This is a genomic window from Rhodococcus sp. OS5, from assembly GCF_056837585.1.
The window spans coordinates 4596161-4621524 of the sequence record NZ_CM166368.1 but is presented as its reverse complement, the minus strand read 5'-3'; the positions used below and the strand labels follow the sequence as shown (position 1 = coordinate 4621524).

Sequence of the window (25364 nt, the reverse complement as noted above, 5' to 3'; positions counted from 1 at the left end):
GTAGGTCGAACCGCTCCTCCGATCGGGCCCCTGAAGTCCCGATAGGCTGAGCGTCCACAGCAGTGATTTGTGTGTCGGCGAGAGGAAGACAATGGCGACGGTGTCCGGTTCGGGTGGCGGGGATCCAGTTCCCGAACGAGTGACACGGATCCGGATGACCGGTACCCAACGTCGGCAACAGCTGATCGAGATCGGGCGGGCATTGTTCGCCGAACGGGGATACGAAGCGACCTCGATCGAGGAGATCGCCCAGCGCGCGAACGTGTCCAAGCCTGTCGTGTACGAGCACTTCGGCGGCAAGGAGGGGCTGTACGCCGTCGTAGTGGACCGGGAGATGTCGCGACTCCTCGAGATGATCACGTCTTCGCTCTCACAAAATCGCTCGAGAGTTCGAGTCGAGCGGGTTGCGTTGGCTTTGCTCACCTACGTGGAAGAGCACACCGACGGATTTCGGATACTCGTGCGCGATTCGTCCGTTGTCGCGCCCAGTGGGACATATTCGAGCTTGCTCAACGATGCGATCAGTCAGGTGGGCTACCTGTTGGCGGGGGACTTCTCCAGACGCGGTTTCGACCCCGGACTAGCAACGATGTACGCACAGGCGCTTGTCGGCATGGTGTCCACTACGGCTACTTGGTGGCTCGACGAACGGACTCCGTCGAAGGAAGTTGTCGCCGCTCACCTCGTGAATTTGTGTTGGAATGGGCTGACGAATCTGGAAGCCGATCCACAATTGGAGGGTTAACCAGGCGCGCCTGCCGCGCAGAGATGGATCGCGGTCTAAGCTGTGTTCGCTGTATCACGATCGTTTGATGGGCAAATGTCTCATTTGTTTGCAGGGTGGGTTGAATGCCGAACCGTGCCATCCATTTTGACGCTGTGAACGGTTAAGACCAAGAATTCGTTCGATGTGTGGTGATTGGAGGCCGGATCGATGGTGAGGCAAGAGCGGGCAGAAGCCACCCGTGATTCGGTGCTGCGCGGAGCAGCGGGTGTGTTCTTGCGCCTGGGCTATGCCAATGCCAGCTTGAGCGAGATCATCGCCGAGTCGCAGGTGACCAAAGGCGCCCTGTACTTCCATTTCGGGTCCAAGGAAGAACTCGCGCGGGCGGTGATAGACGAGGGTTCGGCACGTTTCGACGCAAAATGTGAGCTCTGGTTGGACCGTCGAACTCCCGCACTCGAGTCACTGATCGGTATTTCGTCGGTCATCGTCGACATCGGTGCGCATGACGCCATGGTTAGAGCGACGTTCCGCTTGTTGGTCGAGATCGGGGACTATCGGGGCTCCGGGCCGGCGACTCTGGACGTGTGGCTCGACATTTACCGTGAACTTGCCAGCCGTGCCGCCGACGAAGGTGATCTGCGTTCGGACGCGGATTCTGCTGACATTGCTCGTTTCCTGTTGGAAGTTGCGTCGGGAGTTCGGCTGATGGCAGCCGCGACCGGGACCGTTCGTGAGCTTTCGGACTCCATGAAGGCATCGTGGAACCTGATACTTCCGATCGTGGTCCCGGAATCGAAAGTGGAGTACTTCAGGCAATTCGCGGCCCGTCGCCTTGCCAGTGATCACTGAAATCACTGGCTCTCCGCACTGCTCCTTGGTCAATTTGCTGCAAATGTCCTGGTAGGGACATTGCTCTCTTTGTTCTGCATTCGAAACAAACTAAGAGTATGTTTATAGTGTTGATGGGAATCTGGAAGTCCGATCTTGCCGTCAATCTTCGGATTGCGGTATGTTCTATCGGTAGCTGAAGAATTGCTGAGAATGAAGGTTTGTCAGGGCAGGGTGACGGCGTCGGCGCACCGGGCAGCATAGGGGGCTGCCCGGCGTGTACGACCCCAGATGGGGAGTCGACAGATGGGTGACACTGCGCCGACGCCGATGCTCGACATCGGCCCGCGGATCGGCTGTGACGTAGTGAACGTCGTGGATGTCACTCGAAGTATTGAACTCTTCGGGCGGAGGTATCTCGATCGGACCTTCACCCCGCACGAATTGCAGACGTGCGCCGGGCCGGCGCGGGATCAACGATTGGCTGCACGTTTCGCCGCCAAAGAGGCTGTGGTGAAGGTACTGCGGCCTGGTGACGTTCCCGTTCCGTGGAGTTCCATCGAAATCACTCGGGCCGAGTGGGGTGGCTGTGGGGTGACACTGTCCGGTAATGCCGCGGAACTCGCGCGGGCCCAGGATCTGCACGATTTTCAAGTATCTATCTCGCACGAAGCGGACGTGGCCATCGCAATGGTGATCGCAACACGCTCGGGCGCTCGCATCGAAAAGAAGGACGACATCGCTGATGATTGATCAGGCAATTCGGAAAGTGCTCGTCGAGCACGGTCGGCTGGCAGTCGACGTGAGCACGATCGACGGAGAGGCCGATCTTTACGAGTTGGGTTTGACGTCGCACGCGAGCGTGAATGTCATGTTGGCGCTGGAGGATTCGTTCGACATCGAGTTCCCTGACGAGTTGTTGCGGAAGAGTACTTTCGCAAGCGTCAAGGCGATCGAGGGTGCGTTGACGGAGTTGGGTGCTGCATGAACGCTCCGCAATCGCAGTGCTCCACCGGAACGGCCCTCGAGCGGGCCGCACGGTTGGCCGACGAAGTTGCAGCGGTGTGGGCCGACGAAGTCGATGCAGAAGCAAGGTTTCCGCGTGAAGCTGTCGACGCCATGCGAAGCGAACGGCTGCTGTCCGTAGCTGTGCCGAGGGAACTAGGCGGCGAAGGGCTCTCGCTGCAGGAAGTGTCGCAGATCGCCCGTGTGATCGGAACGCGCTGTGCAGCAAGCGGAATGATTTTTGCGATGCATCAGACGCAGATATACTCGTTGGTCAAGCACGGCAACACCGAAGCACTACGCGAGTTTGTCGAAGAAACGGTCGACAAGCAATTGCTGTTGGCATCGGCAACCACTGAGCTGGGAATCGGTGGTGACGTCAGCCGGAGTTACTGCGCGGTGGAAGACTTGGGCGGTCACCTGCTGTTGATCAAGAACGCGCCTGTCATTTCGTACGGTGAACACTCCGACGCGATAGTCGTGACGGCTCGGCGAACACCGGAGAGTCAGCCGAACGATCAGGTTCTCGTGGTGTGTCGTACCCCAGACCTGACGCTCGAACGCACCACCGAGTGGAACACGCTGGGGCTGAGGGGTACTTGCAGTCTCGGTTACATCCTTCGGGCCACCTCGACGCCGGAGATGGTCGCCGGCGTACCGTATTCCGATATCTCCACCCACACGATGCTTCCGGTCTCGCACGTCGTCTGGAGTTCGGTGTGGTTGGGAATTGCCGACGCTGCAGTCGAGAAGGCGCGCAAGTACGTGCGTGCCGCCGCCCGCAAGCAGCCCGGGGTCACTTCCCCCGGAGCGCTGCGGCTCGCCGAAGTTGCCGCTTCGGCACAACAATTCGCCGATCTCGTCGGTGCCTCTGCGCGCAGGTACGACCGCGCAGTCCACGCGGAGGAAGGCGTTGCCGATTTCGAGGCGACGGGAGCGGTGGGATTTTCGCTCGCGATGAACAACCTGAAAGTCACAGCGTCGACAGCGGTGGTGGAAATCGTGGGGCAGACAATGTTGATCTGTGGAATCTCGGGATATCGCGAGGACACCGAATTTTCGCTCGGTCGGCACCTTCGTGACGCGCACGGCGCAGCGGTGATGGTGAACAACGATCGAATCATGGCAGGTTCAGCGCACATGGCTATCGGATACCGGGGAACGCTATGACGAACGAGACTGTGACAGGCGAGACCGATCTGGATCGGGCCCGGGCTGCATTTCAACGTGAACTGCTCGTCGAAGGACTTCTCGTCGAGACGGAGGTGCCGGGACTCTACGGGCGTTCCGGCGTGTTCGAGGACATCGTCGACGGTATCGACCGAGTGGTGATTGCAGCGGGGCCAGGCGACGCCGCGACTCGGCTGCGGTTCCCGCCGGTGTTCCCGCGGAGCAGTTTCGAGCGCACCGACTACATCGCTTCGTTTCCCAACCTCACCGGCGCCATCAACACCTTCGCCGGTTCCAATCGCGATCACGCGCGACTGCTGGCCGATCGCGCCGAGGGACAATCGTGGGACCGCCACCTCGAGCCGACCGAGACCATGCTCGTGTCCGCAGCGTGCCATCCTGCCTATGCGCGGTACACCGGAGTTCTGCCCGAAGGCGGCGTGCTGCTGGACATCTACGGTTTTTGCTTCCGGCACGAACCGGCCATCGATCCGGCTCGCATGCAAGCGTTTCGGATGCACGAGTTCGTGACGATCGGTGACGCCGCGGCAGCGCGAGCGCATCGCGAGCACTGGATCGAGCGGGGGCTCGAGGTGCTCGGCCGGCTCGAACTCGACGCTACCCCGGTGATCGCCAATGATCCTTTCTTCGGGCGCGCCGGAAAGATGCTTGCAGCCAACCAGCGTGAAGAGAATCTCAAGACGGAACTGACAGTTCGGCTCTACGGAGATCTCGACGAGGGCACGGCGATCGTGTCCTCGAACAACCATCTCGACCATTTCGGTGTCAACTTCGACATCCGAACGGCGGAGGGGGAGGTGGCACACAGCTCGTGCGTCGGCTTCGGGATGGAGCGAATCGCGTTGTCCTTGTTGCGGACTCATGGTCTTGACGTGGCTGCATGGCCAACCTCCGTTCGTGAACGAATGGGCATCTGATGTTACGGCTCATCGACATTTCACCTGATCGCTACAGGCCCCATTCGTTGCATCAGGACGACCGCGTGTGGGCGCAGACCAACTGCTACACGGATCTGTGGATCGAAGTGTTGCATTCGCTGGGATTGGACCCCGTCCCGGCATTGGCATGTGCCTTCTCGTCGCGGTTCGACGGGACTCAGTGGACGTTCCTCAAGCTCAAGGCCGAGGACATCTACGCGCTGTACGGAATCGAAGTCGCCGAGATGAACGTCTGGCGGGCACCGCTGATCCATGTCGAGGACAACCTCGCGGTTGGGATGCTGTCGACGGTTGAAGTGGACGGATACTGGCTTCCCGACACTCTTGGAACGAGTTATCACGAGGGGCACACCAAGACCACGATCGTGCCCAATCGGATCGATCGCGTTGCCGGCGAGCTCGAGTACTTTCACAACAGCGGGTACTACTTGCTGCGAGGCGACGATTTCTCCGGCGTCTTCGATCTCGATCGTTCCTCACTTCCTTCGTTCGTGCCCTATGTCGAACAGATCAGGTTGAATCCGGTTCACGCGACCAACGCCGGAAACATCGCCGAAGTGGCTCGGCGGAATGTAGCGGTTCGAGCGGTGGGTAATCCCGTGCGAGAGCTGGGACGCAAGGTGATCGAAGACCTCGAATGGGTGCAGGGGGCGGGTATGGATGCGTTTCACCTCTGGTCCTTCGGGCTACTTCGTCAGTGCGGGGCCAGCGCGGAGCTGGCCGCCGACGCCAGCGAGTTCTTGGACACTGCAGGTTTCTCCGGGACAGGCGAAGCTGCGCCAGATTTCCGCAAAGTGGCATCCGGTGCCAAGAGCGTGCAGTTTCAGATGGCGCGTGCCTCCAGGGGCCGCGCGGTGGACCCGCGTGAGCAACTCGACGAGATGGCCGTGTCGTGGAAGAGGGCGATGGAAATCGTTGCCGACACAGTCGGCGTCGACTCGCATCGACACCTGAGGTTGGTCTGACAGTGCCACGTTCGTCAGCAGACCTGCTGGCCGGCGCGATATGGCGATGCGCTGCAACCGAACCCGGATCCATATCTGACCCGGATGCCCTCGAAGCCGTGACCGAGTGGGTCGCAGCGTCCGTGCCTGGAACAGTCGTCGGTGCGTTACGTGCGGCGCAAACGGACGCCGGACGCACAAAGTCCGTTTCGTCGTCTGTTTCAGAATCATCCGTTTCATCGTCGGACTGGTGGTTCGTGACTACCGTGGCCACGACTGGTGAGGGGTCGTGGCTGCTCCAGTTCGACGGTATGACGGCGTTTGCGGATGTCTGGATCGGCGGTGTCCGTGTCGCGTCCACTGAATCCATGTTCGCACCTGGGGAAGTGAGCATTCCGGCCGGAGTCGGCGCTGGTAAACGTGTCCAGGTGGCTGTTCATTTTCATTCTCTCTCCGCGATTTTGAGATCGAGGCGTCCTCGAGGACGTTGGCGCTCGTCGATGGTCCGTGAGCAGGGCCTTCGGTGGATCCGAACCACGATGCTCGGTATGGCTCCCGTGTTCAGTGGTGTGCCGGTACCGGTGGGTCCGTGGCGGGGTATCCGCTTGTTGGACAAGGGGATTGTCGCCGTAGTCTCTGCTGTCAAGCATGCGAGTGTTGACGGCACAACCGGTCGCGTTGCCGTCAGTGCTCGGCTCACCGGATTGCCGGCCTCGCTGGAGTACGTGACCGTGCGTGTCGGCGAACACTCGCGGCAATTGGCTGTATCCGCCGGACCGGATGGATTTCTCGAGGTGTCCGGCGTCGTCGAAGTGCCGGACGCGCAGTTGTGGTGGCCGCACACTCATGGCACCCCGCGCACTTATCGGGTGACGATGGAAGCGGTCGGACTCTCCGAGCATCTCGGTTCAGTTGGCTTCCGGACGGTGGAGGTCGACAGATCCGATGGTGGATTCCGTTTGTATGTCAACGGCATCCGGGTGTACTGCCGTGGTTCGGTGTGGGTGCCGACCGACCCGATCTCGCTTCAAGGCGACGCCGGCACCACTCGTGTCTTGGAACGCCTGGCAGAGGCGGGACTGAACATGATTCGAATCCCGGGGACGATGGTCTACGAGAGCGACCACTTCTGGGAGGAATGCGCGCGACTGGGCATTCTCGTGTGGCAGGACATGATGTTGGCGACGCTCGATCCGCCCGACACCGACGAATTCTTCGAACTCGTTGCCACCGAGGTCACCGAGTTCTTGCACAGAGTGCGCGGAAATCCCGCTTTGGCAGTCTTCTGCGGCGGCAGCGAGACCGAACAGCAGCCGACCATGCTGGGCTTGGTCGATCAGCACATCCCGCTCATTCATTCGAGACTGCCGGACTTGATCTCGACGGTGGCACCCGAACTCGAGTACGTGACGTCGTCCCCCTCGGCGCCTCGCGGGGGCGAGCAATTGGCAACGCATGTCGGAAGCGGGGTCGCTCACTACTTCGGGGTGGGTGCCTATCGTCGTCCACTGGCCGACGTGCTCAGCGCGCGAGTACGTTTTGCGACCGAATCATTGGCATTTTCGATTCCACCGTCGAATGCCGTGATCGAGAACGAATTCGGTTCACTCGCCGTCGCGGGGCACCACCCGGCATGGAAAGCCGCGGTGCCTAGGGACAACGGATCGTCGTGGGATTTCGAGGATGTTCGGGACCACTACGTCCACGCGCTTTTCGGCGAAGACGCTCGTGAAGTCCGGTGGTCCGACCCGGAACGCTATCTCGACCTGGGGCGAGCAGCTGTATGTGAGGCGTTCGCATCGACGCTCGGATACTGGCGTCGCCCGGACTCTCGGTGCGACGGCGCCTTGACACTCGCACTGCGAGACCTGGAGCCCGGACCGGGATGGGGGGTCCTCGATTGGAGCGGCAGCCCCAAAGCTCCGTGGTTCGTGCTCCGTAGGAGCGCCAAACCGATTGCGCTCCTCGTCACGGACGACGGTATGGACGGATTGAGGCTCGACGCGATCAACGAGACCGCCGAACCTGTCGTCGGCGAGATCAGGTTTCGAGCGCACAGTCGGTCAGGTGTCGTCCCGGTCGACGTCGCGCTACCGGTCAAGGTGGAAGCGCATTCAAGTCTGACCTGGTCCGTGGACAGCCTTGTCGGACGTTTCACCGACCTCACTCACGTCTTTCGTTTCGGGGCGCGGACATACGACGCCGTCACCGTCACACTCGAAGACGAAGACGGCGAGATGGTGGACGAAGTGGTCCACCTCCTGGGTGGCTCGGCGCGGCCTCGCGAGCGATCGGTCGGACTTGTTGCCACAGCGCGCAACGTCGGTGACGAAGAGTGGGTAGTCGACGTCTCGACGGATGCTTCCGCCCAATACGTTGCCCTCGAACTGCAGGGCTTCGAGCCCGAAGACTCCTGGTTCCACCTCGCGCCGAACGGTCGCAGGACTGTACGCCTACGGAGAACCGGTCAGGCGACGAAGGTGATCGGTCGCGTTCGGGCGCTCAACTCGCACGTGAGTGTGGCCGTGGCGCCGCCGATCACTCCGGTCACACAATCCTCGCCGTCCAAGCGGACGTCGAAGAAGACGAGTGCTACGGGAAACTGAACGGATCGGACTGCGCTGCGAGATCGCACACCGATAGAATCGAACCGGCGCACAACTCTGCCTCGGTGGGGATATTGCGCTCGGGCTGTGCGTCCGCAACCCGTCATCACTGTTCAGGAGCGCGTTCGTTGACTTCCTTGTCCTCTGCCCAGACTGCGCTCGCTGGACTCGCCGAGGTCGCCCTCGCAGATGCCGCGTTCACTCCGGTGATCGAATCCATCGGATCGGCCGCCTTGGACATCGTGGCTCCGAAGCCGGCTCGGCCGTTCATCGCCGCTGCACTCGCCGCTCGCACGCCGGTGCTGCTGGTGACAGCCACCGGTCGTGAAGCCGACGATCTGACTTCGGAACTCACCGAGATGCTCGGTGGAGGAGTGGCGCAGTTTCCGTCGTGGGAAACATTGCCGCACGAGCGACTGTCGCCGAGCGCGGATACCGTTGGGCGACGGGTGGAGGTACTGCGCAGACTCGCCAGGCCAGACGACGCCTCGTACGGATCGCCTCTTCGGGTGATCGTCACCACGGTGCGCTCCCTCGTTCAGCCGATGGCGCCAGGCCTGGGCGAGATAGAACCGATCACGTTGCGCGTCGGCACCGAGATCGATTTCGATTCCGTTCTGGTTCGTCTGGTTGAGATGGCGTACAGCCGGGTCGACATGGTGGGAAAGCGTGGTGAGTTCGCGGTCCGTGGTGGCATTCTCGACTTGTTCTCGCCCACGGCGGATCATCCGGTCCGTATCGAATTCTGGGGTGACGAGGTATCCGAGCTTCGGTACTTCTCAGTTGCCGATCAGCGTTCGCTAGCGGACGTCGACGTCGATTCCGTGATCGCGCCGCCGTGTCGTGAACTGATTCTGACAGCTGATGTTCGTGATCGAGCTGCGGCACTCGCTGCTGAGAACCAGGCTGACGCGTCGTTGGTCGAGATGCTGGACAAGATCTCGGCAGGTATCCCCGTCGAGGGGATGGAAGCTCTGCTTCCGGTTCTCAAACCCGGTGAACTGCAACTACTTTCCGATGTACTTCCCGAAGGGGCGCACATTCTTCTGTGTGATCCGGAAAAGGTGCGCACCCGCGCCACCGACCTGGTGCGCACCGGCCAGGAATTCTTGGAAGCATCGTGGACGGCGGCGTCGATCGGCGGCGCTGCACCGCTCGACACGTCGATCCTCAACGGCGGAGGAGTCGATCTCGGTGCCTCCGCGTACCGGTCGCTTCGTCATGTTCGCGAATCTGCCGAAGCTGCCGGCAGACCCTGGTGGACAGTCAGCCCGCTGGCGTCGGGAAACGGTGAAGAACTCGAACTCCCGGTGCATGCGGCACCGCAGGTGCGCGGTTCCGACGACCTGTTGGCCGAGCTGTTCGTCAGCCTTCGGGCGCACGTGAGCACGGGCGGTCGCGCGGCGATCGTGGTGGCAGGTGCCGGAACCGCAAGCCGCGTCGTGGAGCGACTCGGTGAAGCCGAAGTGCCCGCCAAGATGCTCGATGCCGGCGTTACCCCCGCTCGTGGACAGGTCGCGGTGCTCCGCGGATCACTGCACGACGGACTGGTACTCGCCGGCGACGACTCGACGCCTGGGATGGTGATCGTCACCGAGTCCGATCTGACCGGCAACCGCGTTGCCGCGGTCGGCGACGGAAAGCGCTTGCCGGCCAAGCGCCGCAATCAGGTTGATCCCCTCGCGCTGTCGGCAGGGGACATGGTCGTGCATGATCAGCACGGTATCGGCCGGTTCGTCGAAATGGTCGAACGCACCATCGGTGGGGCGCGTCGTGAATACCTGGTCATCGAATACGCGCCGAGCAAGCGCGGTCACCCGGGCGATCGTCTGTTCGTCCCGATGGAATCGCTCGATCAACTCTCCCGATACGTCGGTGGAGAGTTGCCGGCGCTGAGCAAGCTCGGTGGATCCGACTGGGCAAACACAAAGCGTAAGGCCCGCAAGGCAGTTCGTGAGATCGCGGGCGAGCTGGTTCAGCTCTACGCAGCGCGTCAGGCTGCTCCCGGGCATGCGTTCGGCCCGGACACACCGTGGCAGAAGGAACTCGAAGACGCGTTCGCGTTCACCGAGACGATCGACCAGTTGACCGTTATCAGTGAGGTCAAGGCCGACATGGAGAAGCCGGTTCCGATGGACCGGGTGGTCATCGGTGACGTCGGGTACGGCAAGACGGAGATCGCCGTCCGCGCCGCGTTCAAGGCAGTGCAGGACGGCAAGCAGGTGGCGGTGCTGGTGCCGACGACTCTGCTTGCACAGCAACATCTTCAGACCTTCACCGAACGAATGTCGTCGTTCCCGGTGAAGGTGCGAGGGCTGTCCCGGTTCACCGACGCCAAGGACTCGAAGGAAATCATCGCCGGCATGGCGGAAGGTGAGATCGACATCGTCGTCGGTACTCACCGGTTGCTGCAGACCGGTATTCGCTGGAAGGACCTCGGGCTTGTGATCGTCGACGAGGAACAGCGATTCGGAGTCGAGCACAAGGAACACATCAAGGCGCTACGCACCCACGTCGACGTCCTGACGATGTCGGCTACCCCGATTCCTCGTACTCTCGAGATGAGCATGGCCGGGATCCGTGAAATGTCCACGATCCTCACACCGCCGGAAGAACGTCATCCTATCCTCACGTACGTCGGCGCGTATGCGGACAAGCAGGTTGCCGCGGCCATCCGGCGTGAACTTCTGCGCGACGGTCAGGTCTTCTACGTTCACAACCGTGTCAGCTCGATCGACAAGGCAGCCAAGAAGATCCGCGAACTCGTCCCGGAGGCTCGCGTCGTCGTCGCGCACGGTCAGATGAACGAGGACACTCTCGAAAAGACTGTGCAAGGATTCTGGGAACGCGACTTCGACGTGTTGGTCTGTACCACGATCATCGAAACCGGTCTGGACATCTCGAACGCGAACACACTGATCGTCGAACGCGCGGATTCGCTGGGCCTCTCGCAGTTGCATCAGCTTCGCGGACGCGTCGGGCGTAGTCGTGAACGTGGATACGCCTATTTCCTGTACCCGGCCGAAAAGCCTTTGACGGAAACGGCATACGACCGACTGGCAACGATTTCGCAGAATTCGGACCTCGGCGCGGGTATGGCCGTCGCGATGAAGGACCTCGAAATCCGTGGAGCCGGAAACGTTCTGGGCGCAGAGCAGTCCGGCCACGTCGCGGGGGTCGGGTTCGATCTGTACGTCAGGCTGGTCGGTGAGGCGGTCGAAGCCTTCCGGGCTGCAGCCGACGGCAAACCGATCACAATGGACGAGGGCACGAAGGAAGTCCGGATCGACCTACCGGTGGACGCGCACATCCCGCCCGACTACGTCACCAGTGACAGGCTCAGGTTGGAGGGGTACCGCAAGCTCGCTGCGGCAACTGATTCCGACGGCATCGCTGCCGTAGTCGAAGAACTGGTCGATCGCTACGGCCCACTGCCCGAAGAGGTTCGACGGCTGATCTCGGTGGCCAAGCTTCGACTGCTCTGCCGCGAGTATCAACTGGAGGAAGTCGCCGTCACCGGAACTCAGCTCAAGATCTCGCCTATGTCACTGCCCGATTCCAAACAGATCAGGCTCAAGAGGATCTATCCGAGCGCGCAGTACCGGGCAACGACCGGGCTCGTGCAACTCCCGCTGCCTCGCACCGGCGGAGTCGGCTCGGATCGCCTGCGGGACGTCGAATTGCTCCAGTACATCGCGGACTTCATCCTGGCGATTGACGGGCGCGCCGCCGGTGCCGTCCTGGTCGAGGCGTGAGCACACGGTGAACGAATCGCCCGTCGTCGTACTGCTCGATCCTTTGCGGCCGCATGTCTTTCCGCTGGAGGCGCTCCCGTTCCTGTCCGGCGCGATCGATATCGACCCGGACGTTCCCGACTCGGTACGCGGCGCACTGCCGGCCACGACACCCGGCGCCGCGGTGACTGTGATGATGGACACCGCCGAGCCGAAGATCGCGGCGTTGTCTGCCGCTGGGGTAAAGATGATTCGCGCCGAACCCATTCACGGCGATCGACTGGTGGAAGCGGCGTCGATCATGGACCGGTTGTGGAATCGCGGCGGTTGGGAGTCGACCCAGACGCACGAGAGCCTCTCCGTTTACCTCGTCGAGGAGACCTACGAGGTAGTCGACGCGATTCGAAGCGACGACGAGAGCGATCTTCGGGAGGAACTCGGAGACCTGTTGCTTCAGGTGTTGTTCCACTCGCGGATCGCTCAAGCACACGGTGTTTTCGAATTGGACGACGTGGCCGGTGCATTGATCGCGAAACTCGTGCACCGCAGCCCGCACCTGGTCAGTTCCGGGGCGGTCGACATCGCTGAGCAAGAGCGGGCGTGGGACGCTTTGAAGGCTGCCGAGAAGGCTCGCGCGTCATCCATGGACGGCATCGCTCGGTCGCAGCCGCCGTTGCTCCTCGCCGAAAAAGTACTGAGCAGGGCCGCCAAAGCTGGTGTGATCGAAAGCGCCGATGAAGCTGATCTGGAAGCTCTGATCGAGCAGTGCCGACGCGCCGACACTGCACTCCTGGGCGCCCTGGACATGCTGATCGCCGACATTCGGATTCGTGAGGGAAGACGTCTCGAAGACGTGGAGGATTAGCCCACTTTGACGTAATTGCCCGGTAATCACCTGGCAATCGGAAAATAGCTTGGGCTTGGTGAGTGCAGTTGAAACAAACCTAAGGTATGTTTACGTACGAAATGAGCAACACTGGGTCGTTTTCTTGCATGAATTGGCCTTTGATCGGCGGTTATGTAGGGGGGTCCGATGACGGTTCATTTCTGCACTGCGAGCAGCGAGGTACGGCAACCGGCGGGGTGTTGCCGTACCTGGACGCTCGCGGTGGCTACCGATCAGCGATCCCCCAAGCCGTTCGATCCGCTGACGCCGTTCGTATGACAAGAAAGACTGATGGCAAATGAGCGTTCATGCTGAGGTGGAGAGCCGGTCGGCGGTATCGCAGGATTCCGCTCATGTCGGAACAGACTGGCGCCGGGCATACCGGAAGCGGATCGCAGTGAGCGATTCGATCACGGTCCTGTTCGTGATCGCACTCGCTCAGATCGGCAGTATGTGGCCGCATCCCATCGAGTGGCTGACACCACTTAAAGTGATCGCGTCTGCAGCGTTGGGCGGACTGTGGATGATCGCCCTCGCACGGGGGCGTAGCCGTCATCAGGCGATGCTGGGCGAGGGCAGTGACGAGTACGAGAAGGTACTGCTCGCTACCGGCCAGGTCTTCGGAGTAGGCGCATTGGCCGGGATCATTCTGGGCGTGGGAATTGCGCGAAGCTACCTCATGATCGCACTGCCCGTCGGACTCGCTGCGCTGCTTCTCGGACGCTACCTCTGGCGACGCGACATTCGAAAGAAGCGTGCGATCGGGGATTGCCGTAACTCGGTGCTGTTGGTCGGTGGACATGCGTCCGTCGTTGCTACTACGCGTGCCTTCGTGCGGGAATCCTCGGCAGGCTACGACGTTGTGGGAGCGTGCATTCCGCGTCGGGCGACCGCGTTGGACGATCACATCGTTGTCGACGGAGCAGCAGTCCCGGTAATGGGCAACGAGTTCGAGGTAGTCGAGGGGATGCGCGCAAGTGGCGCAGACACCGTCATCGTAACCGGGACCGAAGACCTCGGACAGGTGGGCATTCGCAAACTGATGTGGGACCTCGAAGCCGAGGGCGTCGACATGGTGGTTTCACCGGTCGTGGCCGATGTGTCGAAGGCTCGCTTGATGTTTCGCCCTGCGGCGGGTCTCCCGTTGATTCACGTTGCGCGGCCGCGCTACCAGGGCGCGAACCGGCTTGCGCCCGCTGTTTTCGACGCGGTGTTCTCGATGCTGATGATCCTCCTCGTGGCGCCGGTCATGCTCGCCGCTGCCGCTGCAGTCAAGTTCACGTCGAAAGGCCCGGTGTTCTACAAGGCGGAACGCATCGGCCTCAACGGGAAACCGTTCCCCATGTTCAAGTTTCGTACCATGGTGGAAGGCGCCGATCAGCAGGTTGTCGATCTGATGGGGGACAACGAAGGCGCCGGAGGTGTGTTGTTCAAGATGCGTGAGGATCCACGAATCACGTCCGTCGGCAAGATCCTTCGTCGATTGAGTATCGACGAGCTACCGCAGTTCTTCAACGTCATTCGCGGAGAGATGAGCGTTGTCGGCCCACGGCCGCCATTGCGTCGCGAGGTCGAGATGTACGACGACGAGGTTGCCCGGCGCCTGCTGGTCAAGCCTGGCATCACCGGCCTCTGGCAGGTAAGTGGTCGCAGTGATCTCTCGTGGGAAGAATCTGTTCGACTGGACTCTTCCTACGTGGAGAATTGGTCTATCCTGCAAAATCTTTCGATCATTACTCGTACCGTCTCAGCGGTCGCGAAAAGCGACGGAGCGTACTGACTACGCGGTTGGTGCCGGCGCGGATATCCGCGCCGGGCACCCTCCTGTCAGCTGTCGAGCTCAACAATGCGAGAACAGATTCTTGACGTAGCCGGCAGTTTGGTAAACGTAGTTGAATGCCCACGTCCCGATCGAGAGTTCCGGACGGCTTGCGACCATGACCAGTTCTCCTTGATAACACTGCGAAATGATGTGCCGCGCCCGCGAGATATGAGGAACGAACGTCACGACGATGACAGTCTTCCATCCGTTGGCATTAGCCATTCTCTCGATTTCGAACCCCTCGCCCTCGGTGGTGGACGGTGACGGGACGAAACAGTCGACAGGGAAGTCGAACGTACCCTCGCAGATCGACCGCATCTTCTTGTCGTTGTCGCCGTACGGATTCGAGAAGATCAGGCGTGGTGCGTAACCGTCTTTCATCAGTTGGATTCCGACCTCCTCGCGTCCGTCGTGTGCTCCGCCGAGGACAACGATAGCGTCAGCACTTCGTGGTGCATCGATCTTGGGTGAGACGAAGACGGGCCAACCCGCTGCCGCACCAAGGGCGAGGAGTGATAGAGGTATGCCCGCAATCTTCAAGGCCGATTTGATCTGTTTGATGGCCCCACAATACCTGGACCCAGGAGACGACGATGACCGGATCGCAACCACTTCGGACGGTGGCGGGGTTGACCGCCTTACGGGATGCCTATGGGCAGAACATGTCTGGACTCGTACCTGAGACCGGTGTGTATCTCGCCGACGACGGTTGGTGGATCGCTCTCACGGGTGCACCCGATCCCAGCTACAACCTTGCATTGGTCCATGGGGGTGATGTGCGGAAAAACACGGTCGCCGTTGTGGAACGAGTGCTCGCAGAGCGACTGCGCACCGTTGTCATGCTCGCCGGGGCGGGCCTGGATGCCGCGACCGTCCTCGCGGATGCAGGGTGGGTGTGCGTCGGTTCGAGTTCGCTGCGCGCGCTACCGAATTCTCCGTCAGCGCCGGATGCCGCGGTGCGGATCCTGGAAGATGGCGACCTGCGTTCAGCACGACAACTTGCGGAGGATGTTTTCGGTATCGATCGCGAATCTGCGACTCTGGTGTATCAGGAGGCGGCCCCCGACCGACCAAGTGAGCGTTCAGTCGTCGGCCTGTTCGAACTCGACACGCTGCAGACCGCAGCGATGCTGTCGTTCGGTAAGCCCATCAGCACTGTGTGGGCGGCCGGAACCAGGGCGCAAGGACAGCGGCGCGGACATGGGTTACGGGTCCTTCGGCAAGTGTCGGCAGCCGCATTCGAGGCTGTCGGCGACGGCGCCGTGTGTGGTCTCGCCAGCGCTGCCGGCAATGCTCTGTACGACGCGAGCGGAGCCGAAATCGTCGAGTACTGGCAAATGTGGTCGCGACCGCGATGGCTACTTGGTAGCTGACATCAGCCGTCAGGTATGTTTGTGTGCGTTCGGCAAACTTTTGGTTTCTTTCAGCTACGCTTCAACGCGCGATCCAATCGGGGGTACTCAAGATGGCAGATTCGAGTACCAGGGATGCGGCGATACGTCGCGAACTCGGCGTTCCGCCCACTTTCGACCTGGTGAGGCATGCACGAAACCTTGCAAGAGTGTTCTTCCCCGCTCTTGTCATCGCATTGCTCGTCGGTGGGATTGTCTACGCTGTGCGGGGAAGCGCGACACCGGTGTATCAATCCGACATCGTCGCGGAGGTTCAGTCTGCCTCTCAGATCGTCGTGACGGACGCGAACCTCGGCCAGTTGGTTGCCCCCTATGTCGCACTGGCCACCGATAGCGATGTGGTTGCCGCCATCCACGACCAGTTGAATAACGGGTGGACGACAGCGGATGTCTCAAGCCACATCTCGGTGACGCCCGGTACTTCTCCGGCATTGGTATTCGTCAAGGCGACTGCCTTCAGTCAGGCTGACGCGGACGCGCTGGCACGAATAGTCGTCGCCACCTTGAGCGACGCGCAGGCGCGACGCAATGCAGACACGCTGGATCGTCGTACCCGAGTTCTCACCGACGACATCGCTCGATTGAACGGGGACTTGGACGCAGCGCGGCGAGAAAGCTTGGACGAATACGAGACGCCCGCCGACGATCCGACTATCAAGGCGGATCTCGACGCGAGGCTGGAGCAGTTGCGCCAGTTGAGATCGACCGTATCCGGTTCCGACCGACTGCAGTTGCTTTCCGCCCCCGCGGGAACGGGTCTGCCGGTTGCGCCGAAGCCACTCGTCGAGTCGGCGGTTGCGTTCTTGGTGGTCCTCATTCTCGCTGCCGAAATCCTCTCTGCCTGCCGGGGTCGATTCAGTTCGCGAGTGACCGACGCGTGGGCACGTCGAACGGCCCGGAAATACGGAGCCTCACTACTCCTGCAGCACTCCGAAGCCGCTGAGTTTCCGCCGAACCTCGCGCTGACGATATGCCAGCGTGCAAGTCTCGGTGATCATGTCCTGGTGCTTTCGGGTGACGGCGTCCTCTCCACATCATGGGATGTTCCTGCGCACGTGCGATCCGGGGTCTCCCGATATTCGCTGAAGTCGGACTGGTGGCGCCGATTTGACTCCAATGGAACCGGGTTTGCCCTGGTTGTTGTCTCCGCACAGCACGCCAACCAACGGGAGATCGTCGAATGCCTCAGGGCTTTGGCCGAAGTCGATGTTGCGCGAACACTGGTACTCGTGGGTCCGTCTGCTCCCGAGCCTCTCCTCGACGTACTTACCCTCGCGGTGCTGCGTCGCAGACGCAGGCCCGCAAGTTCAGTGAAACTGGCGGCCGAGCCGACCAACTCGGCCACGAACTCACAGGCCCCGTCCGACAGCGCCTGGGTGAAGTCCGGTGCGCCGCGGCTGAACGAGCCTTCCGTTGCCGTGCCGTACGGAATGGATACTTCCGCCCTGGATTCGAGGAGGGATCGCGCCAGCCTGGTGGATGCGAAAACGGTCAGTATTGCGAAGAAGAACCTGCCGAAGGCTATGCCCAAGCCGAGCGCAGGGGTCGAGCTCGAAGAGCCGCAGATCGTGCAGGCTGTTGATGTCGAGGGCGCCGGAGTCGAGGCGTCCGCAGTGGAGATTTCCGGAGCGGAGTCGACCAGCAATGATGCAACTGGTGTCAAGGCGTCCGGGGAAGCCGACGGCATCGACTCCGAAGCCTCGACCGAACGAATTATGCTGACCTCCAAAGATATAGCGGAAATTCGAAAGAGGAGGCAAAGAACTCGCGTGAGCCTTATACGTTCGGATTCAGCAGACGGACAGTCGGAATCCTGAAGGACCGGGCTTTCACTAGATCTTGGGTGTGCTGCACCCTCCAACTGCCTGTTTCACCGCTGCGAGTGCGGGTTTCGGAGTGTAATTGATCGTGACCAGACCGAAGTTCTGTTCGATATCCGAAGTGTTGGTTCCGCGATCACGCATGCTGTAGATGAAAATGCGCTCGATGTAACCGAGCACCTTTGCTTGCGCGAATCCATCCGAGATGATGTTGGCCTGTAATTGCGGGCTGACGGCGGTCGGGCCTGTACCTGTCGGAGCTCCGAATTCGGTTGCCCAGACTTTCTTTCCGCTGTCCCCGTTCTGCACCATCGATTCTCGCATCAGTCGGATCCTGTAGAAAGTGTTCCAATTCTGGGTGGACGAATCCGAAGGTAGCGCAGGCCAACTGTACGGATGGATCGAAAAGACATCGAATGAAGACTTTGCTCCTGCCGCGTACATACCCTTGAGATATGTGACCGGTGAGATGTCGGATCCGTTGTCGACGGCCGGTGCCAAACCGCCGTTGAGAATCTTTGCACCCGGTTGTACCGCACGGATACTTTCAGATGCGGCTTTCAGGAGTGCAGTGTATGTGTTCACATTCGGCTTGGGGCGGAAGAATTGTGTCAGGTTCGGTTCGTTCCAAATCTCCCAAGTGCTGATTCTGTTCGAGTACCGTTGTGCTGCTTGTTGTGCAAACTTGGCAAACGCGGCCGGATCGGATGGATACCCGTGGGTATCGTTGACCCCGGCGACGCGAGCCCAAGCCGGCGTGTACGTAACGATTCCCAAGACGCTCAATCCTTGGAGACGTGCTCGATCGACGACGCGGTCCGTTGTGCTCCAATTCTGTTGGCCCTTGGTTGATTCGACGGCGGACCAATCGACGTCGAACCTGAGCCAGGTCGCGCCGGCATTCTTCATTGCGGTCAGTTCTGCATCGAGATCATTCTGAGAGAGACCGTTGAGTGGGGCGCCCGCGGCGATCCCTAAACCAACGGAACTGCACGTCGAGTTCGGGGTTGGGGTTGTTGTTGGAACGGGACTCGGTGCACACGCGCTCAATGACCCGACAGTCAACAGGGCGCAGGCGAGGGACAATCGAAGTCGACTCACGCCGACCACCTTCTTTCCACAGTGACTCGAAACCGGTGCGGGACAGACAAGTTGGAAGCCGAACTAGATGACCAATCCGACAAATCAAAGAATTGCATGAATTGGGTCACTTGGCACCAGTCTCGAAGTCGGTTCTGCAGTACTTCCGTCCGGTTGGGTGCTACTGCGAAATGCGCCGGTTGGTATTGTCCGATTTTCTCGGTGACTGTGGTCGAAAATGATCAATAGTTCAGAGGCATCCTCCAGTTTCGTTTGCATCTTGCAACACGGCCATTGCGGGCTTCGGTTCGAAGTCGAGATCCAGAAGGCCAAAGTTTTGTTCGCGATCACCGGGATCGGAGCCGCGGTCCTGGAGACTGTAAACGAAGACCTTCTGAACGAACCCGAGGCTACGCGCTTCGTTGAATCCGTCACGCAGTATCTCGGCTTGCATCGACTCGGTCACAGCGTCGAGACCAGTTCCTGTTGGTGCCCCGAATTCGGTCGCCCAAATAGATTTGGTCGAGTCGCCGTTTGCAACCATTGTGTCGTGCATCAGCCGCATTCGATAGAAAGAGTTCCAGTTTCGAGTCAACGGGTCCGAGGGCAGTGCCGGGTAGGTGTACGGATGCATTCCGACAACGTCGAAGTGTTGTCCAGCTCCATATTCGTAGATGTTCGCGAGGAACGTCGTGGGGCTTATGTCAGCGCCGTTGTCAGTTGCGGGGGACAAGCCACCGGAGACAATTGTTGCGCCCGGTTGCACTGCCTCGATTGCTACGCTCGATGCGGCGAGCAGCTTCGAGTAATACTCAGGATCCGGCGTCGGATTGAAGAATGTTTGGAGATTGGGCTCGTTCCAGATCTCCCATGACGAAATGGAATTCGAGTAGCGGGCAGCGGCAAGCGCCGCGAACCTACCGAACGCGTCCGGGTCGGCCGGACGGGTATGCGTGTCAGGACTCGTCGCTGCCGGATCTCTTGCCCAGGCAGGCGTGTAGGTGATGAGACCGAGAATCTCGAGCCCGGAAGATTTCGCGATGTCCACGAGGCGATCGGTTCCGGACCAGTCGAAGGTGCCCTCGGTACTTTCGATGGCGGACCAGTCGATGTCGAATCTGACCCAGTGCGAACCCGATGATCGAATAGCTTCCACCGTTCGATCCATTTCGGCGTCACTCATTGCGGTATAGCCGGAACCAAGTGCGATGCCAGTATTGTCTGACGAAGGTTGAACTGCGCAAGGTTCGCCGGTTGCGGTAATCGAAGAATGGACTACCAATCCGACAATCAACAAGACCACTGCGACTGCGGCGACTCGACGTGCCTTAGCCATCGATGAGCTCCTTCAGCAGAGCCGGAAGATTCTTCTGGATGTCATATCGGTCCTCTACCTTCCGCCGGCCGATGCGTGACAATTCGGATCGTGCACTCCCGTCCTCCAACAGTCTCGTTATCTCGGCTGCGAGTTCTACTGAATCAGATGGCTCGACGAGCGATCCGGCGCCGTCCCCCAGCAGCTCGCTGGTGCCGCCGAGATCGGTTCCGACGACTGGCACTCCGATGCTCATTGCTTCGAGTGCCACGAGTGGGCCGGCTTCGGGAGAGGTGCTCGCAGAAATCGCGATGTCCCATCCTTTGATAGTTGCCAGTGAATCGACATATCCGAGAAATGTGACGCGACCCGCCAGATCCGGCTGCTGTGCGCGTTCACGAAGTACTTGTGCGTACATTTCATCGCCCGGGAACGGAAGTCCGGCGATTTCGAGTTGGACGTCTACTGTGCGGGCGATGGCATCCATCAACACCAAGTGGCCTTTCCACGGCGTCAGTGACCCGATGATTCCGACAACTCGGCGTGCCGGTGATCGAACTTCCGTTACCTCAGGGGGAACTACAACACCAAGTCGTGACACCGAGGTGGGAATTCCCAGCGAAAGAACAGGAAGCGATGTCGGTCCGGAGACGGCGACTGCTCGTCGGATCCCGGGTTTTGCAATCCGTACGACGAATCGTTGTTTTGTGCTCGAGAGAGTGTCGTGGACAAGCCACGTTGCACGTTGCGGTACGCGGCCGAGCCTGATCACCGGCAATGCGAACAATGAGTTGACTATCACGGTCGAGCTGGCCGACTGAGCCCGAGACGCAATGATGCGCCCGGCAATTCGCCAATTCTTTGCAACTTCGAGAATCGCCAGGACGCGTGCCAGACCCCCTTCGCCTCTGAGCGACAGGGTTGGTAGCGTGACCGTTTCGAAGTCGACTGACGCGCATGCGCGATCCCTCAGCGGCCCTTCCGGACAAGCCAACATTACCGTGAAACCCTGCTCGTGTGCCAAACGCATCAGTTGGAGCATGACCAGTTCGGCGCCGGAGATCTCTCCAGTGTGGCTGACGAAAATGATCGTTCGTGTCATTTTACTTCCCTGTCGGGTTTTACCATTGCGAGTGGCGACTTCCCGCCCGCGAGCGATACAAGTGCATAGATTCCGACTGTCCCAAGTGGAGCGAGAACCGAAACGACTGGCCATGGCACGCACAACCTTTCGACGCAGATCGTTCCTGCCACTGTGACCACCGCGCAGAGGGCGACGGCCGCTCCGAGCGGGAGCATCGGAAACATTCTGTGAACCGGCAGACTTTGCCGCACTACAACCCAAATTGCAACGAAAAGAAGCAGTTCGGTCGATACGGTCGCAACTGCCGCTCCGTTGAATGACATTCGAGGAATTAACACGATGTTGACCACGATATTGAAGAGTAAGCCGCCCAATGCAATCCACGGATATATTCGATGCCGGCCGCTCGCAACCAGGATCATCAACCCCAACTGGGTGAGCATCGAGAAGCATGCGCCAAGCACCAACAGTCGCGTCGAGGTCCCTGCAATTGCGAACCGCTCTCCGTACAGAAAGGTGAGCACTCCGGTGGCAGCAGGCCAGAACGCGGCGATCGATGCGCTCCCGAGAACTGTCAGGACGATGAATGTTTCGCGGCTTCGTTCGCGGAACACTGCCACGCTGTCGGGCCAATAGGACACGAGAAGTGTTGTTACCGGGGTGACTACGGTGATTGCGACGATTTGCAGAAGGTCCGCGAATTTGTACCCGATGGTGTACAAGCCGACCGAATCGAAAGTATCGAGCTTGCCCAAGAGCAGCACATCCACTTTGGACAGAAGCGTGACCAAAGCGAAGCCGATGCTCAAAGGGATTGCTTCGATCAGCATTTCCCGCCACCTACGAAACTGCGCTCGTGACGACGGCCTAGGCCCGGCGACGCCCTTTCGGACACCGCGCACTTTCACGACGGCCGCGACCACTTCGTTGATAACCGCAGGGATGACGAGAACGAGGAGGATCGGCTGCCACAAAACCGCGACGATGGTCGCGACAAGCTGGGCGAGTTGCCCGACGCCCTCGGCGATCGCGACATACGTCATGCGCAGGCGGCTCTGGTACATGACGGAAAGTGCATGGCTGGGAGTGGCAACGACAACGACCAAACCAGCGACCGCCGTTGCTTCGACCACTTCTGCGGGGTAGCGGAGAATCCAGACATAACCCACCGCGACGATGTATCCGAAAAGACCAAGGGCGACCCGTAGGGATATGAACGCGGTGGTGACCAGCGAAACTTCCCACGGATTGCACTCGACCAACTTCGCGAGCACCACTCGGCCGACGCCGAGATCGGTGACGACGGACAACAATCCGAGCAATCCGAAGATGAGGGAGAACTGACCGAATTCGTCAGGGCTGATCGAACGCGCGATCAGAACCGAGCCGGTCCACCCCATCGCTGCCACTGCGATCCGGCTTCCGAGCATGATCGCAGTGCTTCGGCGTGCATCGTTCGCAGTCAAATCCGGAGCGGCCGGCCCGTGGATTTTCGTCTCTCGCTCGCGACGTTCCTTCTCGAACTTGTCGATAGCGGCCTGGCGCAATTCGGCGAACTCTCGCGGCGATACGGGCTCGGTGCCCGTCGAATTGCGATTCGTCATGAGCAACTCACACGCTCAGCCCTGCAGTGCGGTACGCGTCAACCGTGTATTCGGCTGTTCGGGTCCACGTCGATCGGGCCGCGACACGTGGCGCAGATATACGGAGTGCGGTGTTGACATCGTCGTCCAGGACGACTGAGCGAAGAGCGGCCAACCAGGAAGCCTTGTCGTGCTTGCGGACAAGCACGGCGGCGTTGTCGGCGAATTCGGTCAGTGCTCCGACCGCACTCGCAACCACTGCCGCGCCGCACGCCATGGCTTCGAGTGGCGGCAGACCGAACCCCTCGTAGTGGGAGGAGTAAGCGACAGCAGTTGCGGCGGAATAGAGTGCCGGAAGGTCTTCTGTCGCGACGTAACCCAATCCTCGGGCGGAACGGGGCGCGTCGGGGCCAGTCGAGCCGGAGCCCGCCAGCAGAAAAGGAATCGACAGCTCCGTGCACGCTTCGGCGACCAGAGCGACATCTTTTCGAGGTTCGATCGTTCCGACCTGCAGCACGAATCGCTCCGGTAGTTTCAATCGCCGCCGAACTTCGGTCACTGCAGCTTCGGTGGGGATCGTGGCCCAGGATGCGGGTGCCAGCGGCGTGACAACGGCATGCCGACCGCTCAGTGCGAGTATTCGTTCGGCGGTGAAGTCCGATACTGCAATGACGACGTCGGCCTTGCGTAGCGCCGCGGACAGGAGTCGGCGTTCGCCAGCTGCTCGATATCGACTGAAGGCCCACGGAACGTCGAATACCGACATGTCGTGAAACGTCGAGATCTTCAGGCCGCCTTGCCCGATCGGGAGGTCGACGTCGAGGCTGTGGAACAAGTCGCTGCCCGCGACCGGCACCATCGCCCACGCGGCTCTGCGTGCTCCGGAGGCAACAGGGCGCGTCACGGCGCGCACTCCGGTTGGAATCTCATCGACAGCGTCGATTTGCACTGTTGCGCTGAGGTTCGTCGATTCGCTGATCAGTGGGGAGAGTTCTCGGAGTAGTTCGCGTGCATAGGTTTGGACGCCGCCCCCACCAGGTCGGAGTGCCATGGCTCCGAGGGTGATTCGTGATCGGATATCGCTTCTTTCTCCGAGTGGTGTTGAGTCAGTGCGCATCCCACGGTTCCAATCAGTAGCCAAAAGTAGAGGTCGAGGGGAAATATCTCGAAATATGTCGAGACGACAGAAGCGACCGCGGCCGCGACGATCGAGGCGCTGACACCGAGAGCCAAAGCGCCGTCCGAGCCGGGAAGCACACGCGATGCCCTCAGCGCGGACGCTCCGGAAGATATGAGGACCAGGACAAAAATCCACAAGCCGATCGGTCCGAGCTCGACTGCGACTTTCATGTAGTAGTTGTCGGGCTGATAGGGGATCAGCCCAAGTGTTGTCGCGGCCTTGATCGTCATCGTGTTGAGCATCGGTTGCGCTGCTTCCGCCGCCTTTGCTGCCGCGGATCCTGTTGCGCCCAGACCTTGCCCGAGTGGATGCACGAACAGCGAGCTGATTGTCGACGACCATCCGCTACCGCGTTCTTCGAGACTGTACGACGAGAACAGTGGTTTGACGATTGATGGTGGTGCCAACAGAAGTACAAAGGGAACGGCAGCGGCAGCCGCGCCGAACAACATCAAGATAGACCGATACTTGTATACGGCAATCCAGAGAAGCCCGACAGCCAACCCGATGTAGCTGGCCCGCACAATCGAGACTCCCATGCCTACGACCATGATCGGAGTTGCGGCCAGAAAGATAATGTTGCGCAGCCGTTTCGGATCCGCGAGAGCGACCGAAATACCGACGATCAAACTCAGCATCACGAAGAGACCGAACGCAAACGGACCGGTGAAAGTGCTGAAGCTTCGCAAGATCGAGCCGGTGATTCGAATCTGTTCGGTGTAGCTGTAGCCGAGATCCACCAGGTATGCAGGCCCTACTGCTTGCTGAAGGAGTCCGATGACTGCTGTCAGTATCCCCATACCCATCAGGACGGACACGAGATGATCTCGGTCGTCCCGCGAGAACGGTGCGCGCCAGAGAATGACGGGTATCAAGATGTAGAAGTAGGTGATCTTTATCGATGTCACCCCGGCGATACCGGACAGAAGCAGTGCTGACGCGGAACCGAAAGCTACCCAGGCCGCGGCAGCCGGCCACCAAGGCATCGAGGGGCGCACTACCCGAAGGCGATTGGGGCTGACGAAGGTGCATCCCAACGTGAGCAGGAGCAACCCCTCCTTCCAACCGGCCATCGATGTCCCGCCGGGAATGATCGCCAACAGACCGTGGAGCGGAGCGAACAGTGCAACAAGCAGCAAGCCGCGTTGTGGTCGCTGGTAGATCGCAACGACGATGGGTACTGCGAAGATTGCAGCAACAAACATGAAT

General features: G+C 60.4%; 20 protein-coding genes. 13 read left to right on the top strand and 7 right to left on the bottom strand.

Features of this window, described 5'->3' with window-relative positions:
• Nucleotides 1-91 precede the first annotated feature (91 nt).
• The 11 genes from ACVZUB_RS21365 (at nt 92) to ACVZUB_RS21315 (ending at nt 14639) form a co-directional block, all read left to right on the top strand.
• A complete protein-coding gene (locus ACVZUB_RS21365; protein ID WP_003946303.1) occupies nt 92-745 on the top strand; it encodes a TetR/AcrR family transcriptional regulator in 654 nt (217 codons plus the stop codon).
• 189 nt (nt 746-934) lie between these two features.
• Nucleotides 935-1576, top strand: a complete 642-nt coding sequence (locus ACVZUB_RS21360) for a ScbR family autoregulator-binding transcription factor (RefSeq protein WP_003946317.1) — start codon at nt 935-937, stop codon at nt 1574-1576.
• Between the two features lie 285 nt (nt 1577-1861).
• A complete protein-coding gene (locus tag ACVZUB_RS21355; RefSeq protein ID WP_003946314.1) occupies nt 1862-2308 on the top strand; it encodes a holo-ACP synthase in 447 nt (148 codons plus the stop codon).
• On the top strand, nt 2301-2543 hold the full coding sequence (locus ACVZUB_RS21350; protein WP_003946296.1) for an acyl carrier protein: 243 nt from the start codon (nt 2301-2303) through the stop codon (nt 2541-2543). The genes ACVZUB_RS21355 and ACVZUB_RS21350 overlap by 8 nt, the downstream gene beginning before the upstream one ends.
• The gene (locus ACVZUB_RS21345; protein ID WP_003946288.1) at nt 2540-3730 is read left to right on the top strand and encodes an acyl-CoA dehydrogenase family protein; all 1191 of its coding nucleotides are present in this window, start codon (nt 2540-2542) and stop codon (nt 3728-3730) included. The genes ACVZUB_RS21350 and ACVZUB_RS21345 overlap by 4 nt, the downstream gene beginning before the upstream one ends.
• Nucleotides 3727-4668 carry an amino acid--[acyl-carrier-protein] ligase gene (locus tag ACVZUB_RS21340; RefSeq protein ID WP_058037013.1) on the top strand — a complete coding sequence of 314 codons (942 nt, stop codon included), beginning with the start codon at nt 3727-3729 and terminating at the stop codon, nt 4666-4668. Before ACVZUB_RS21345 ends, ACVZUB_RS21340 begins: the two co-directional genes overlap by 4 nt.
• Nucleotides 4668-5654, top strand: coding sequence for a DUF1839 family protein (locus ACVZUB_RS21335; protein ID WP_391590231.1), 987 nt, complete (start codon nt 4668-4670; stop codon nt 5652-5654). The genes ACVZUB_RS21340 and ACVZUB_RS21335 overlap by 1 nt, the downstream gene beginning before the upstream one ends.
• Before the next feature lie 2 nt (nt 5655-5656).
• Nucleotides 5657-8239: a glycosyl hydrolase 2 galactose-binding domain-containing protein gene (locus tag ACVZUB_RS21330; protein ID WP_482627741.1), complete on the top strand. Its 2583-nt coding sequence runs from the start codon at nt 5657-5659 to the stop codon at nt 8237-8239.
• Between the two features lie 128 nt (nt 8240-8367).
• Nucleotides 8368-11994 (top strand): transcription-repair coupling factor, encoded by a 3627-nt coding sequence (mfd, locus tag ACVZUB_RS21325; RefSeq protein ID WP_064444237.1) that lies wholly within the window; start codon nt 8368-8370, stop codon nt 11992-11994.
• Between the two features lie 7 nt (nt 11995-12001).
• On the top strand, nt 12002-12838 hold the full coding sequence (locus tag ACVZUB_RS21320) for a nucleoside triphosphate pyrophosphohydrolase (RefSeq protein ID WP_482627740.1): 837 nt from the start codon (nt 12002-12004) through the stop codon (nt 12836-12838).
• A gap of 319 nt (nt 12839-13157) precedes the next feature.
• Entirely contained in the window at nt 13158-14639 is a 1482-nt protein-coding gene (locus ACVZUB_RS21315) for a sugar transferase (protein ID WP_482627739.1), read from the top strand.
• Nucleotides 14640-14699: 60 nt separating this feature from the next.
• Here ACVZUB_RS21315 and ACVZUB_RS21310 read toward each other — a convergent pair whose 3' ends face one another.
• Complete coding sequence (locus tag ACVZUB_RS21310) at nt 14700-15221, bottom strand: YdcF family protein (RefSeq protein WP_020970286.1); 522 nt, start codon at nt 15219-15221, stop codon at nt 14700-14702.
• A 53-nt stretch (nt 15222-15274) separates the two neighbouring features.
• Here ACVZUB_RS21310 and ACVZUB_RS21305 point away from each other — a divergent pair, with 53 nt between their 5' ends.
• Nucleotides 15275-16054: a hypothetical protein gene (locus ACVZUB_RS21305; RefSeq protein ID WP_075833977.1), complete on the top strand. Its 780-nt coding sequence runs from the start codon at nt 15275-15277 to the stop codon at nt 16052-16054.
• Between the two features lie 92 nt (nt 16055-16146).
• The gene (locus tag ACVZUB_RS21300; protein ID WP_139799832.1) at nt 16147-17910 is read left to right on the top strand and encodes a YveK family protein; all 1764 of its coding nucleotides are present in this window, start codon (nt 16147-16149) and stop codon (nt 17908-17910) included.
• Nucleotides 17911-17925: 15 nt separating this feature from the next.
• Here the strand turns inward: ACVZUB_RS21300 and ACVZUB_RS21295 are convergent, their stop codons facing one another.
• From ACVZUB_RS21295 to ACVZUB_RS21270, 6 genes are all read right to left on the bottom strand, one after another.
• A complete protein-coding gene (locus ACVZUB_RS21295) occupies nt 17926-19014 on the bottom strand; it encodes a cellulase family glycosylhydrolase (RefSeq protein WP_063316862.1) in 1089 nt (362 codons plus the stop codon).
• Nucleotides 19015-19243: 229 nt separating this feature from the next.
• Nucleotides 19244-20329, bottom strand: coding sequence for a glycoside hydrolase 5 family protein (locus ACVZUB_RS21290; protein ID WP_054827664.1), 1086 nt, complete (start codon nt 20327-20329; stop codon nt 19244-19246).
• A complete protein-coding gene (locus ACVZUB_RS21285) occupies nt 20322-21410 on the bottom strand; it encodes a glycosyltransferase family 4 protein (RefSeq protein ID WP_083058234.1) in 1089 nt (362 codons plus the stop codon). Before ACVZUB_RS21285 ends, ACVZUB_RS21290 begins: the two co-directional genes overlap by 8 nt.
• A complete protein-coding gene (locus ACVZUB_RS21280) occupies nt 21407-22996 on the bottom strand; it encodes a flippase (protein ID WP_482627738.1) in 1590 nt (529 codons plus the stop codon). Before ACVZUB_RS21280 ends, ACVZUB_RS21285 begins: the two co-directional genes overlap by 4 nt.
• A gap of 7 nt (nt 22997-23003) precedes the next feature.
• Entirely contained in the window at nt 23004-24026 is a 1023-nt protein-coding gene (locus tag ACVZUB_RS21275; RefSeq protein ID WP_223304406.1) for a glycosyltransferase family 4 protein, read from the bottom strand.
• Nucleotides 23954-25360 carry an O-antigen ligase family protein gene (locus ACVZUB_RS21270; RefSeq protein ID WP_223304407.1) on the bottom strand — a complete coding sequence of 469 codons (1407 nt, stop codon included), beginning with the start codon at nt 25358-25360 and terminating at the stop codon, nt 23954-23956. The genes ACVZUB_RS21275 and ACVZUB_RS21270 overlap by 73 nt, the downstream gene beginning before the upstream one ends.
• Nucleotides 25361-25364 lie beyond the last annotated feature (4 nt).